Below are 14580 nucleotides of genomic sequence, written 5' to 3' on the forward strand. Positions count from 1 at the left end.
CTATGGAAATAATAATTATCTTAATAAATAATACTAACAAATGTATAGCTAAATGAAATTTAAAAAACCTCTCAAAAGTGCCACTTTAATCAAACGTTACAAACGCTTTCTGGCCGACATAACCTTACCCGATAACACACAAACAACTATACATTGTGCCAATACAGGAGCAATGACCGGCTGTGCAACCCCCAACGATACTATATGGTATAGCACGTCTGATAACCCTAAGCGTAAATACCCTTTTAGTTGGGAAATAACACAGAATAAAAATAACCACTATATATGTATTAATACTTTACGCGCCAACCAATTAGTTGAAGAAGCAATTAACAACAAAGTCATTACTGAAGTTGCTGATTACGGCCAACTACAAAGAGAAGTAAAATATGGTAGCGAAAATAGTCGTATTGATTTTTTACTAACAGCCGATAACAAGCCTAAGGTCTATATCGAGGTTAAGTCTGTCACCTTACTCACAGACCAACAAGGCTACTTTCCTGATGCAGTAACCAGCCGTGGGCAAAAGCATCTACGAGAGTTAATAGAAATGACAGAGCAAGGACATAGAGCCATCTTATTATTCGCGGTACTTCATAGCGGCATTAATAGTGTTAGTCCTGCAGAGCATATTGATGAAAAATACACAGCACTGCTAAAACAAGCAATGGCAGCGGGTGTCGAGGTGATAGCTTATAAGGCGAAATTCACCGAAAACGATGCAAAATTTACGGTAATTTTGCAAAACAAGGTACCACTTATTATTGAGAAAGAACCAATAAAGATTGACTTAGCCTAGTAAAACTTGCTAAAAGAGCTTGCTAAAAATGTTTAGTAAATTTAAAACTCGCATTTAAAACACCTAATCAATTGATTTAATTAGATTTAAAAATTTTTACTATTAAACAGTTGATTTTTATCAAGAGCGACACAATATAGTCCTAATTCATCGGGCCATATATATTATTGGCGCTTACAACTAAGTTAGCTCATCATACAATTAAATGATGAATACAGTCGCTGACTTGGTCTATGTAGCACTAGGAGATTAAGCATGCCAACAAGTACAAACAAACCATTAGGGATTCTTGCGTTAGCTGGCGTTGGGCCATACCAAGAAAAAGCTGGCGAAGAATACATGGGTGAGCCTCAATTAGCGCATTTTAAGAAAATTTTAGATGCTTGGCGTATACAGTTACGTGAAGAGGTTGATCGTACCGTAACACACATGCAAGACGAAGCAGCTAACTTTCCAGATCCTGTTGACCGAGCAGCTCAAGAAGAAGAGTTTAGTTTAGAATTACGTACTCGTGATCGTGAACGTAAACTCATCAAAAAAATAGAAAAGACGTTACAATTAATTGAAGATGATGATTTTGGCTTCTGTAACTCTTGCGGTATTGAAATTGGTATTCGCCGTTTAGAAGCACGTCCAACTGCCGATCTTTGTATTGAGTGTAAAACCTTATCTGAAATAAAAGAGCGTCAAATGGCTGGCTAAGAATTAACTTCAATTTTATTGTGAGTTAAACTTTACCTATGCACATAACGTCTATTCAGCGACCCGAAAATACTAGCTCTGCTAGCCATTATCGCGGTCGCTTTGCTCCCTCTCCTTCTGGATTACTCCATTTTGGTTCATTAATTACCGCTTTAGCGAGCTTTCTCGATGCCAAGTCAGCTGTAAGCGCTTGTGGTACTCAAGGAAAATGGCTAGTACGTATTGAAGATATTGACCCTCCACGAGAGCAAGCGGGCGCAAGTCAAAAAATTCTCGCCACATTAGAAGCATTTGGTCTGCATTGGGACGAAGAAGTACTTTACCAAAGCCAGCAAAGCTCTCGCTATAACGCCTTATTAGAGCACCTACACCAGCAACAATTAAGTTATTACTGTCAATGCACGCGTGCAGATATTAAAGCCATAGGTGGCATTTATCAAAGTCACTGCAAGTCGCTAAATATTGATTCTAAACACAGTGCTATACGTTTAATTAATCAATATGGGCTCTATCAATTTAGTGATACCTTTCAAGGAAAAGTTAGCTGTGAGCAAGCACTAGCCAATGAAGACTTTATTATTCATCGCAAAGATGGCTTATTCGCATATCAGTTAGCAGTAGTAGCAGATGATATTGAACAAGGTATCACCCATATAGTACGCGGTTGTGATCTACTAGAGCCCACGGCAAGACAATTAACGTTATTTAAAACACTAAACAGCACTGCGCCACAATTTGGTCATATACCACTGGCAGTCACGAGCCAAGGTTATAAGCTCAGTAAGCAAAATAAAGCGCTCGCCATTGACACTGATAAGCCACAACCTGCATTAGTCAAAGCACTGAGCTTTCTTGGACAAAATCCCCCCAAGGCATTGGTTTTCGAATCAGTAGAAAACATTATCAATTGGGCCATAAACAACTGGCAGCGCAGCGCTGTCCCTCAAAAAACCAAAATTAGCATTAATGAAAATTAGTTAAAGATTTATTACCCTACCAGCTCTCTAAGTAGAGCGACAACTAAAGGAAATTAACATGTCAAAAACAATTGTGATCACTGGCGCAAACCGCGGTATAGGGTACGCCATGACAAAACTATGTTTAGCGCGTGGCGACACCGTATATGCCTTATGCCGTAAAAGCTCAGCCGATTTGAACCAGCTTCAAGCGACATTTAAGTTAACTATCATCGAAAATATCGACGTATCAACAGAGTTTGGCATTAACAACGCAGTTGTTGCCCTAAAAGGTATTACCATTGATTTATTAATTAATAATGCCGGTATTTTACGTAATGAATCACTAAACGACTTAAACGCTGAAACCATTACCGAGCAATTTCATGTTAATGCTTTAGCGCCATTACAAGTAAGTCATGCATTATTACCTAACTTAACTAACGGTAGTAAAATTGCTTTAATTACCTCTCGCATGGGTTCAATTACTGATAACACTTCGGGTGGGCGTTATGGCTATCGTATGTCTAAAGCTGCTTTAAATATTGCTGCAATGTCACTGGCACAAGACTTAAAAGCCGATAACATTGCCGTAGGAATTTACCACCCAGGTTACGTACAAACTGATATGGTAAATCATAGCGGTGATATTAGCAGTGACCTTGCAGCCGAACGTTTAATTGCCTTAATGGACAACTTATCATTATCTGAAACAGGCGTATTTAAGCACTCTAATGGAGAAACTCTTCCTTGGTAGTTAACCTGAACTCGGCTTAAGAGATATTTAACAAATTGAAATATCAGTAAAAATTACTTTTATGAACCTCTAGCTTGATAGTTTTCCTTAATTCAAGGCAAATTTCGCGTCAATAGCTGGCCTATTGCAAGTAAATTTAACGAAGAAGTTAGGAAAAGTAGCTGCTAGATAAACATTTGTTAAGCCGAGATCAGGTTAGTTAATACCACTCAAAGCAAGATCGTCTTCCATTAGTCATTGCACAAGGCATCAAGTAATAGCGCTTATTGCATGATGCTTTTATGCCACTTCTTCTGTTACCTTGCAGCATGACGGACTACCACGGCGGCAAACGAAAATAGCTGAACCCTGCAACTTTTTGGCTTGTTTTTTAGCATCACTGGCAAGCTCAGCAATATCATGATGTGAATGGCATAAGTGAAGATCTGGTGATACAACGCCAATAGCTAAACTCAGTAGCGAAAAAAACTGCCACTCACCCGTTCTCGATTTAGCTTCAATCCCCCCAGCTTTCAAGTGTGCGTCATCATAAAAATGCTCAATGTGTTGATCAAATTCACTAATAATTTGTTCGCAACTCTTTTTCCAATTTTCTTTCTGATAATCTTCTTTAAAAATAACCACAAAATCATCGCCGCCAATATGGCCAACAAAATCCTGGCTGGGAACATACTTTTTAATAAGCCCTGCAACGAGCTGAATAATTTGATCGCCTTTAGCATAACCATAAATATCATTAAAAGGTTTAAAGTTATTTAAATCAAAATAGGCAAAATGGAAGTTCTTTTGCTGGAATATTAATGAGTCTACTTCTCGATAAATAGGCACATTACCGGGCAACATGCTCAAAGGGTTAGCATAGCGAGCATGTTGCAGCTGCTGCTGAGTGACTTGCCGAAGTAAATCTCGAACCGAGCCAATACCAATATAGCGCCCCTTATCGGTAATAATAAAATGCCATAATAGCTTTTCATCATGCTCTGAAGTTACCAATTGTGCCACTTCATCAAGTTGGGTATTTGCCTCAACAATAACGGGGGTTTTAGTCATGGTTTCACTAATCGGTTTACGCTCATTCAGTGCTCTACCAAAAGGGGTTGAAAAAAGTTCCAATAAGTTATCACGTAAAATCATCCCGATAGGCTTATCATTATCAATAACAGGAATCGAATGTACTTTCGGGTGCTTATAAAGAAACTCTACCACCTCTTTTGTCAGTTCATTACCATGACGCGGTTGCATAAACTGCAATAGTGATGAAGCCATCTGCTCAAAATGTACTGGAAAGTTCTGCGCTCTCGCATAGCTTCTTAATATAGCGGGCAAATCAACAGCTGGAAATGGCTCTGGACGAGCAAAAAGAAAACCTTGATATAAATTCATACCAAATTCTTGTAATTGCTCAAACTCTTCTACTGTTTCAATACCTTCAGCAATCACTTGTGCATTAATACTACGCCCTAGACTAATAATACTCTTAATAAACTCGCGTTTAATTGGGTCTTGATGGCACTGGTTAATAAAATATCGGTCTATTTTCACAAAGTTTGGGTTTACTTCTGACCATAACTTCAAACCTGCGTAACCTGCCCCTAAATCATCCACAGCTATTTGAAAGCCTAAATCACGATAATGCATTAACGCACGTTGTAGTAACTCAGGCGACTCTATTGGGTATTTTTCGCTTAATTCAATCACCACTTGTTCTGGCTGCAAGTCATGCTCAGCCAAATAGGATAGCGTTGATCCTTGTGGATGATCCTCTTGTAGAAACACCATCGGGCTAACATTTAAAAATAGTTTGCCTTTTAATGCTAATGCAACAAAGCGAGCAATGGAGATTCGACGGCAAACTAACTCCAACTCTGACAACAGCCCAAATTCAAATGCTGCATCAAACAAAGCTTGTGGGTTATGCAGTGGACTATCTGATGGTCCACGTATTAGTGCCTCATAGCCATAAACATCATTAGCGTTAGTTGCATAAATGGGTTGAAAGAAGGCGGTGAGCTGTTGGCGTTGAATAATATTAACGAGCGTACTTTTTAACTGCATGTGAATTCGAAATAGCTTAATTTAGTTAAGCTTAATCAAAAACTATGACAAAAATGTGACGACATCTGCCGACTTTTCACACAAATTAAGTTTTTGTTAATTGCTTTTACGCTGTTATTTTTTTCAACGCTGTTATATCATTGCGCCACTATTTATCTGTGTTCTTTAAAGGCCTGTGATTATCAAAAGTGTTATCGATTTATGTAAAAAAATTTTTACTCGACCCAGTAATAATGCGCAAACTATTACCTCAAAAGTAACAACTCATAAGACGAGTGCTCCACCCAAGAAAAAAGCGCATGCGAGTACGAAACAACATAATGTTAGCGCCTCATTTGATGCGCCCTTAGTCTTAACTCGAGATCAACACCCAGTATCACGCCAATTATTAAGTCCAAATGCACTTAAAGTATTATATCGCCTAAACAAAGGAGGCTTTGATGCCTACTTAGTTGGTGGTGGTGTTCGCGATATTCTTTTAGGGTTAAAACCAAAAGATTTTGATATTGCAACCAACGCAACGCCAGAAGAAATTAAAGGCTTATTTAGAAACTGTCGCTTGATTGGTCGTCGTTTTCGCTTAGCACACATTGTTTTTGGCCGTGAAATTATTGAAGTTGCCACCTTTCGAGGTCATCACGACAGTACTGCTGAAAAAAGCAAAAAGCCAACTAAAGAACATACTAAAACATCAAAACAAAATGATGAAGGTATGTTATTACGTGACAATATTTACGGCACTATTGAAGAAGATGCTGAACGTCGTGATTTCACTATCAACGCGCTATATTACTCAACCAAAGACTTCAAAGTATTTGACTTTGCTAATGGCGTAAAAGACATTGAAGATAAAGTGATTCGCTTAATCGGCGATCCTGAAACGCGTTACCGTGAAGACCCTGTACGCATGTTAAGAGCAATTCGATTTGCCACTAAACTTGATATGCAAATTAGCCCTGAAACCAGTGCGCCAATTCAAGAGCTAGCAACGTTAATGGCGAGCATTCCTGCTGCTCGTATGTTTGAAGAGTTCTTGAAAATGTTTATTTCAGGCAAAGCCATTGCAAACTTTGAACAATTACGTCACTACAACCTCTTTGGTTACTTTTTCCCAGCCGTTGAGCAAGCACTCAATGCTCAGCCCGAAAACGAGCAAGCAAAAGTAGAGCAACAGCAATTGCTGGCATTAATTGTCTTAGCAATGGGTAATACCGACCAACGTATTAATAACGATCAACGAGTAACACCTGCGTTCTTGTTTGCCGCATTATTGTGGTATCCACTGCAAAAGCACATCAAACAAATTAATGCCGCACAGCAATTAGCGCCACAAGATGCTTTTTTTGCTGCGTTAAGTGAAGTGATGCCAGAGCAGCAACGTAGTATTGCTATTCCTAAGCGCTTTCAGGGCGTAATGAAAGATATTTGGATATTACAAGACAAACTTGCTCGTCGTGAAGGCAAGCGTGCTTTTAAAACCTTTGAGCACCCTAAATTTAGAGCGGGCTACGATTTCTTATTATTGAGAGCTGAAATAGAACAAAGTGCCGAACTTAAAGAGCTTGCTCAGTGGTGGACTGACTTTCAAGAAGTCTCAAATGACGCTCGTGTTCAAATGATCAAAGGCATTAAAATGGTACCAGGCTCAAAACGGCGCTCACCAAGAAAGCGTCGTAAGCCAACTAAATCAGCGGCTGCCAACAATAGCGCTAACCACGACTAAGTAACGCTAATGACTATAGTATATATTGGGCTAGGTAGTAATTTATCAGACCCAGCAGAACAAGTTAAACAAGCAATAGTTGAAGTTGCTAAAATACCTCACAGCAGTGTTTTAGCGACATCGAGTATTTATTTAAGCCGCCCAATGGGACCTCAAGATCAAGACGATTATATTAATGCCGTACTTGCTCTTGAAACGACATTAGCACCTCTTGATTTATTAGATGCGCTACAAGCGATAGAAAATGCTGCGGGTCGTGTTCGTAAAGATAATCGTTGGGGCGCACGCATTCTTGATTTAGATATTCTATTATATGGTGACCTAGTTATTAATAATGATCGTTTAACTGTCCCTCATTATGGTATGAAAGTACGCGAATTTGTTTTACTGCCTTTAGCTGAAATTGCGCCAAAATTATGCTTACCTTGTAATGAAGCCGTAGCAAGCTTGGCAAATAAAGTTAATACTAATGGCATTCAAAAGCTTACTTAAAAAGACATTTTTTCACCGACTCGAATAGCAACACTAACACTTTGTAACAGTACACAAAAACCGGAACACTTATGGCTAAAATAACCACCGCGACTTTGCTTAAAATGAAGCAGCAAGGCAAAAAAATATCAACGATTACCGCGTACGATGCAAGCTTTGCTAAGCTTTTCGACCAAGCAGGTATTCATGCTATTTTAATTGGCGATTCACTGGGTATGGTATTGCAAGGACAAGATAGCACTTTGCCTGTGACTGTTGACGATATGGCCTATCATACCCAGTGCGTAAAACGCGGGGTTGAAGACACCTTGATTATCGCCGACATGCCATTTATGAGTTACGCCACTAAAGAGCAAGCTTTCACGAGTGCTGCTCAATTAATGCAAGCCGGTGCTAGCATGATAAAAATGGAAGGTGGTGCTTGGTTAAATGACACCATTAGCGCTTTGGTAGAGCGTGGTATTCCTGTTTGTGCGCATTTAGGACTAACACCGCAATCGGTTAATGTATTTGGTGGTTTTAAAGTACAAGGTCGTGAAAACGACAAAGCGCAACAAATGATTGAAGATGCCAAAGCCCTCGAAACCGCTGGTGCACAATTATTGGTATTAGAATGTATTCCAAGTGCTCTAGGTAAAGCAATTTCACAAGCGCTTACTATCCCTGTTATTGGTATTGGCGCAGGTAAGGATACCGACGGTCAAATTTTAGTTATGCATGACGCTTTAGGTATTGCTTGTAACTACATGCCTAAATTCTCACGTAACTTTTTAAAAGATACCGGCGATATTAAAGCCGCAGTAGAGTTATATATTAGTGAAGTAAGCGCAGGTAACTTCCCTGGCGATGAGCATATTTTTAACTAGCAGTAAGTTAACCTGAGATCGGTTTAGATTTAAGAGATATTTAACACATTGAAATATCAAAATAAATCACTTTCTGAATCGTTAGTTTGATAGTTTTTCTTTTTTTCATATGACAAGCAAGAAAAATTTCGCGTCAATAGCTGGCCTATTGCAAGTAAATTTAACGAAGAAGTTAGGAAAAATAGCTACTAGAGCAACATTTGTTAAACCGATATCAGGTTAAGTTGTATACTCAAAACTACTGAGTAACCATTAACCAACAGCATTGAACTAACCGAGTCCGAAGAAATACCTATGAAAACAGTTACTCATATTAATGAACTACGTAACCAAATTAGCCAATGGCGACAACAAGGGCTAACCATTGCCTTTGTACCAACAATGGGTAACTTACACGCGGGTCATATTTCTTTGATAACGCATGCTCATCAACATGCCGATAAAATTGTTGCCAGTATTTTTGTTAATCCGATGCAATTTGGCGCTAATGAAGATATTGATAGCTACCCAAGAACCATGGAAGAAGATAAAGCTAAGTTGGTTGTTGCAGGCACCGACTTATTATTTACGCCAACCCCCGACATGATTTACCCTAAAGGGTTAGCCAAACAAAGCTACGTTGAAGTACCTAATGTATCTGACGGTTATTGCGGAGAGAGCCGCCCAGGTCATTTTCGTGGTGTAGCAACGATTGTTTGTAAGTTATTTAACTTAGTACAGCCTGATGTTGCCTGTTTTGGTTTAAAAGATTATCAGCAAGTACAAGTGATCACCACTATGGTTGAAGACTTATCAATGCCTATCACCATCATACCTGTTGATACTATCCGCGAAGAAAGCGGCCTCGCTTTAAGCTCACGTAATGGTTATTTAACTCCTGACGAAAAAGCAATCGCCCCCGCATTACAACAAAACTTACAATGGCTAGCGCAAGCAATAAAAGCCAGCCATGCTAATAGTGACAGTATTGATTTTATTGGTCTAACAAAAAAAGCCGCCAACGCAATTAATAGCACAGGTATGCACACCGACTATATTCATGTTTGCCATGCACAAACATTACAGCCCGCCAGTGAAGATGATAAACAGCTGGTAATTCTTGCTGCTGCTCACTGTGGTAAAGCGCGATTAATTGATAATTTACCATTAAATTTAGATTAATGGAGTTATCGCTTACTCTGTGACTACTTCACCTCGTACGAAGCTCTAAAAATAAAGTTCATAAAACAACAAGTTAATTGCGGTAAACATCGGCAAATTTGCCGCGATTAGGTTGATAAAATATTTTTTATTAAAAGATTGCCACGCAAAATTTTATTGCTATAATCGCCAAACTTTTAAACGATACACATAACTAGTCTCCTCTAGTTAATATCACTTCAGCCTAGATAAATCCTATGAGTAAACGTCCTTTAACTACTGCGGCACAAAACCCTCTAATAAATGCGGAAAAGCAAGAGAGTGCGTCAAGCAATGGTTCAAACACTATGGTAAATAATACCCCTGACACATCAACCGTTGCAACGAACAATGAAGATTGGAGCGTACAAGATAGCGCTGATCTTTATAGTATTGATCAATGGGGTGTTGGCTATTTTAGTATTGCTGACAATGGTGAAGTGCATGTTAATAACCCGACTAGCGCCAATAGAAGTACTGACACGACAACGCTAAACAACACCAGTGTATCGTTAGTTGATATCGTTCAAGGCATGAAAGAGCGTGGCTTAGAAATGCCTGCAATTTTGCGCATTGAAAACCTGTTGGATCAACGTATTAAAGAGCTTAACGAAGCTTTTTTGCGCGCCATCACAGCGGCTGAATACCAAGGTAATTACCGTGGTGTTTTCCCTATTAAAGTAAACCAACAATGCCATGTTATTGAAGAAATAGCCGACTTTGGTCGTCGCTTTAACCATGGTTTAGAAGCAGGCTCTAAAGCGGAATTGATTATTGCCTTATCACAATTACGTAATCACGAAAGCCCTAATCAAGACAGCTTAATTGTGTGTAATGGTTATAAAGACTCTGAGTTTATTGACTTAGGCTTATATGCTAATCAAATGGGCATCTCGTGCTTTTTTGTTCTTGAAACGCCAGCAGAGTTACCGATTATTCTTGAGCGCAGCCGAGCGTTAAATATTAAGCCGTTAATTGGTGTACGAATAAAGTCATCGGTTGTTGTAGATGGGCATTGGAATGAAGATAGCGGTGATCGCTCTATTTTTGGTTTATCTACCAATAGTTTGCTGGAGGTCGTCGAACAATTAAAAACGGCTAACATGTTAGATTGCCTGCAATTATTACACTGCCACTTAGGTTCGCAAATTCCTAACATTCGCAACATTCGTAATGGCGTGCTCGAAGCTTGTCGTTTTTATAGCGAATTAATAAACGAAGGTGCGCCTATGGGCTACCTCGATTTAGGTGGCGGTTTAGCCGTTGACTATGAAGGGGCTAGCTCAAATAGCACGCATAGCATGAACTACAAGCTTGATGAATACTGTGCCAATATTGTTGAAACTATTATTGAAAGTTTGGATCCGTTAGATATTGCTCACCCAACGATTGTCACAGAGTCGGGTCGTGCAACGGTCGCTTATTCATCTTTATTGCTATTCAATATTTTGGATGTTCGTAATCATGAGCCGCAAGCATTACCAGCGACTTTAGCTGATGACGCTCACGAACTATTGCATAATTTATTTGCGGTGTTAGGTAATACCACTAATAAAAACTTTCAAGAGTGCTATAACGACGCTATCTATTATCGTGATGAAATTCGCGAGTTGTTTAGACGTGGTCAAGTGAACTTACATGAAAGAGCTCTAGGCGATAATATTACCTTGGCTATATTAGAAAAAATAAGCCATATACTGAAAACAATTGAACGTATACCGCCAGAGTTGGAGAAACTACCAGAGTTATTGTCAGATATTTATTACGGTAACTTTAGCTTGTTTCAATCATTACCCGATATTTGGGCGATAGATCAGGTTTTTCCTGTAATGCCTATTCATCGCCTTAATGAGCAACCTGACCGTGAAGCAATTATTGCTGACATTACCTGTGATTGTGACGGAAAAATTGACCGTTTTATTTCACCTGATGGAATTCGTAATACATTGCCGTTACATAAGCTTAATAAAAACGAAGAATATTACGTAGGTGTTTTTTTAGTTGGCGCTTATCAAGAAACCTTAGGCGATTTACATAATCTATTTGGAGATACCAATGTAGTAAGTGTCAGACTCAATGGCGATGGTAGCTTTGATTTTGTTCGTGAGTTTCATGGCGACAGTATTTCAGATGTACTAAGCTACGTTGAATACGAGCCAAAACAAATGTTAGAGCAATTTAGACGCAAAGCGGAACAAGCGGTTAAAGAACAAAAAATAACCGTAGCGCAACGTCAAGAAATACTAAAAGCGTTTAAAGAAAGTTTACAAGGTTACACCTATTTTGAGCGTGAGCAAGTTAACTAATTAAGCGTAAAAATCGTAATGAGCCGTTAAAAAACAATGGCTCATTGCAACCATTAATAAACAACGAACAATGTAAAATACAGGAAAAACCATGTCTCAATTAACCCCTTCAAAAGTGATCATTATCGGTGCCGGTGGCGTTGGTGGTGTTGTTGCACAAAAGTGTGCGCAGGTAGCTGAACTTTTTAGCGACATATTATTAGCAAGCCGTACTGAAGCAAAATGTATTGCCATTGCTGAGCAAGTCAAAGAAAAAACAGGTCAAGTGATTCGCACCGCACAAGTTGATGCAGACAACGTACCTGAGCTTGTTGCTTTACTCAAAAAAGAACAACCACAGTTAGTCATTAACGTTGCCCTGCCGTACCAAGACTTAACCATTATGGATGCCTGTTTAGAAGCTGGTGTTCACTACATGGATACAGCTAACTATGAGCCATTAGACACCGCTAAGTTTGAATACAAATGGCAGTGGGCTTACCAAGAAAAATTTGAGCAAGCAGGTCTTACCGCACTACTTGGTAGTGGTTTCGATCCCGGCGCAACCAATGTTTTCACCGCTTACGTAGCAAAACACTACTTTGATGAAATTCATGAGTTAGACATTATTGATGTTAACGGTGGTGATCATGGCTACCCGTTTGCGACTAATTTCAACCCTGAAATTAACATTCGTGAAGTAACCGCTGAATGTCGTCATTGGGAAAACGGTGAGTTTGTTACAACCGATGCTATGTCGAAAAAAGCAAGCTTCACTTGTCCTGAGTCAGTTGGTACTTACAATATTTACCGTATGTACCACGAAGAGCTTGAGTCATTAACAAAGCACTTCCCAAGCCTAAAACGCGCACAGTTTTGGATGAGTTTCTCTGACAATTACTTAAAGCATTTAGAAGTACTCGGTAATGTTGGCATGACAGGCATTGAGCCAATTGACTATAACGGTCAACAAATTGTGCCAATTCAATTATTAGCCAAGTTATTGCCTGATCCATCATCATTAGGTCCTCGTACTGTTGGCAAAACTTGTATTGGTGTTGTAGTACGCGGTATTAAAGACGGTAAAGAAAAAGTCGTTTATCTTTATAATATTTGTGATCACCAAGCTTGTTATAAAGAGGTTAACTCACAAGCAATTTCATACACCACAGGTGTACCAGCGATGATTGGCGCTAAGCAAATGCTTGAAGGTAAATGGCTAAAACCTGGCGTATGGAACATAGAACAATTTGATCCTGACTCATTTATGGCTGATATGAATGAACACGGTTTACCGTGGAAAGTTATCGAATTAGATGATTTTTCATTATAAAAAGTAACGGGATTGAAACGCATTAGCATCACATAGTTAATGCTCAACAGCCCCACTAACGCGGTTTATTAACAGCTTAGCTGATAATAAACCGCATTTATTATCTGACTCATAACTATGGGTACAGACAGCTCAAACAAGCCATTCGGCTTGGGCATTTGCAAGGGTAATCACTTCATGCAATTTACCGATTTTACTAAGCTTGACCTACAACGTTTACCGTCACCATGTTTTGTGGTTGACCAAGTCGCTATTGAACGTAACTTAACCATACTTAATCATGTTGCTAGCGCCAGTGGTGCTAAAGTGCTTGCCGCGCTTAAAGCATTTTCTATGTGGCAATTAGGCCCGTTAACCGCAAGTTATTTAGACGGTATTTGTGCCAGTGGTTTACATGAAGCTAAGCTTGGTTTTGATGAATATCGCTACGGTGATAAAAAATCAGAAGTACATGTCTACAGCGCTGCGTTTAGCGAAGCCGATGTAAAAGAATTATTAACCTTTGCTGATCACATTGTTTTTAACAGTGTTAGTCAATGGCAACGTTTTAAACCGCTATGTTTACAAGCTCAAATTGAACGACCATCGCTGCATTTTGGCTTACGGATAAACCCTGAGCATTCAGAGGGAAGCGTACCACTATACGACCCTTGCGCCGAAGGCTCTCGTTTAGGTATTAAACTTTACCAATTAGCTGATATCGACTTAACTGGTATTAGTGGTTTGCACTTTCATACCTTATGCGAGCAAGGTTTTGCTGAACTTAATAGAACCTTAAATGCTGTTGAAAACAAATTCTCTCATCTGCTGACACAAATGCAATGGGTTAATTTTGGTGGTGGACATCACATTACCGCACCAGACTACCAAGTAGACGCATTAATTGAGCGTATTAAGAGCTTTTCAGCGCAACATCAAGTACAAGTTTACTTAGAGCCTGGTGAAGCTATTGCTATTGGTAGTGGCGTATTGTGCGCTGAAGTACTCGATATATTTGAGAAAAAAGCTCAAAGCGAGCATGACTATCACGCTATTTTAGATACGTCAGCCACTTGTCATATGCCTGATACCTTAGAAATGCCGTATCGCCCTGATATTACTAACTCAGGCGAGGTAAACGAGTTTCTCCATAACTATCGCTTTGGCGGTTTAACGTGCTTGGCCGGCGACATTGTTAATGATTACAGCTTTGCAGAGCCATTAACAATAGGCCAACGTATCGTTTTTGAAGATATGGCGCATTACACTATGGTAAAAACAAGTACCTTTAATGGCACTAAATTACCAGCGATTGCGCTTTGGAATTCACAAACAGATGAATTAACCCTAGTGAAGCAATTTACGTATGACGACTTTAAACAACGTTTGTCTTAATGGCCATTTAACTACTCAACTATAGTTTAAACACTATTGTTAAAATACCACATAGAGAT

12 protein-coding genes are annotated in these 14580 nt (G+C 39.3%); 11 read left to right on the top strand and 1 reads right to left on the bottom strand.

From position 1 onward, the window contains the following. Positions 1-52: 52 nt before the first annotated feature. From sfsA to ABD005_RS01245, 4 genes are all read left to right on the top strand, one after another. Positions 53-799, top strand: coding sequence for a DNA/RNA nuclease SfsA (gene sfsA, locus ABD005_RS01230; protein WP_343813991.1), 747 nt, complete (start codon positions 53-55; stop codon positions 797-799). A gap of 255 nt (positions 800-1054) precedes the next feature. Further along, positions 1055-1501, top strand: a complete 447-nt coding sequence (dksA, locus tag ABD005_RS01235; RefSeq protein ID WP_215979727.1) for an RNA polymerase-binding protein DksA — start codon at positions 1055-1057, stop codon at positions 1499-1501. A gap of 38 nt (positions 1502-1539) precedes the next feature. Then, positions 1540-2478, top strand: coding sequence for a tRNA glutamyl-Q(34) synthetase GluQRS (gene gluQRS, locus ABD005_RS01240; protein WP_343813996.1), 939 nt, complete (start codon positions 1540-1542; stop codon positions 2476-2478). 58 nt (positions 2479-2536) lie between these two features. Then, positions 2537-3214 (top strand): SDR family oxidoreductase, encoded by a 678-nt coding sequence (locus tag ABD005_RS01245; protein WP_343813999.1) that lies wholly within the window; start codon positions 2537-2539, stop codon positions 3212-3214. 279 nt (positions 3215-3493) lie between these two features. Here ABD005_RS01245 and ABD005_RS01250 read toward each other — a convergent pair whose 3' ends face one another. Continuing rightward, the gene (locus ABD005_RS01250) at positions 3494-5269 is read right to left on the bottom strand and encodes a GGDEF domain-containing protein (RefSeq protein ID WP_343814002.1); all 1776 of its coding nucleotides are present in this window, start codon (positions 5267-5269) and stop codon (positions 3494-3496) included. A 175-nt stretch (positions 5270-5444) separates the two neighbouring features. Between ABD005_RS01250 and pcnB the strand changes: the two genes are divergently transcribed. The 7 genes from pcnB to nspC all read left to right on the top strand — a co-directional run bounded on the left by pcnB (position 5445) and on the right by nspC (position 14521). Further along, on the top strand, positions 5445-6992 hold the full coding sequence (gene pcnB / locus ABD005_RS01255) for a polynucleotide adenylyltransferase PcnB (protein WP_343814004.1): 1548 nt from the start codon (positions 5445-5447) through the stop codon (positions 6990-6992). Between the two features lie 9 nt (positions 6993-7001). Next, positions 7002-7484, top strand: coding sequence for a 2-amino-4-hydroxy-6-hydroxymethyldihydropteridine diphosphokinase (gene folK / locus ABD005_RS01260; RefSeq protein WP_343814007.1), 483 nt, complete (start codon positions 7002-7004; stop codon positions 7482-7484). A gap of 71 nt (positions 7485-7555) precedes the next feature. Then, on the top strand, positions 7556-8350 hold the full coding sequence (panB, locus tag ABD005_RS01265) for a 3-methyl-2-oxobutanoate hydroxymethyltransferase (RefSeq protein WP_343814010.1): 795 nt from the start codon (positions 7556-7558) through the stop codon (positions 8348-8350). A 294-nt stretch (positions 8351-8644) separates the two neighbouring features. Beyond that, positions 8645-9511, top strand: a complete 867-nt coding sequence (gene panC, locus ABD005_RS01270) for a pantoate--beta-alanine ligase (RefSeq protein ID WP_343814013.1) — start codon at positions 8645-8647, stop codon at positions 9509-9511. Between the two features lie 236 nt (positions 9512-9747). Next, positions 9748-11835, top strand: a complete 2088-nt coding sequence (gene speA, locus ABD005_RS01275) for a biosynthetic arginine decarboxylase (RefSeq protein WP_343814016.1) — start codon at positions 9748-9750, stop codon at positions 11833-11835. Between the two features lie 91 nt (positions 11836-11926). Further along, complete coding sequence (locus ABD005_RS01280) at positions 11927-13147, top strand: saccharopine dehydrogenase family protein (protein WP_215979734.1); 1221 nt, start codon at positions 11927-11929, stop codon at positions 13145-13147. 177 nt (positions 13148-13324) lie between these two features. Next, positions 13325-14521, top strand: coding sequence for a carboxynorspermidine decarboxylase (nspC, locus tag ABD005_RS01285; protein WP_343814021.1), 1197 nt, complete (start codon positions 13325-13327; stop codon positions 14519-14521). Positions 14522-14580: the final 59 nt, after the last annotated feature.

Source organism: Colwellia asteriadis (assembly GCF_039523295.1).
Classification (GTDB): Bacteria; Pseudomonadota; Gammaproteobacteria; order Enterobacterales; family Alteromonadaceae; genus Colwellia; species Colwellia asteriadis.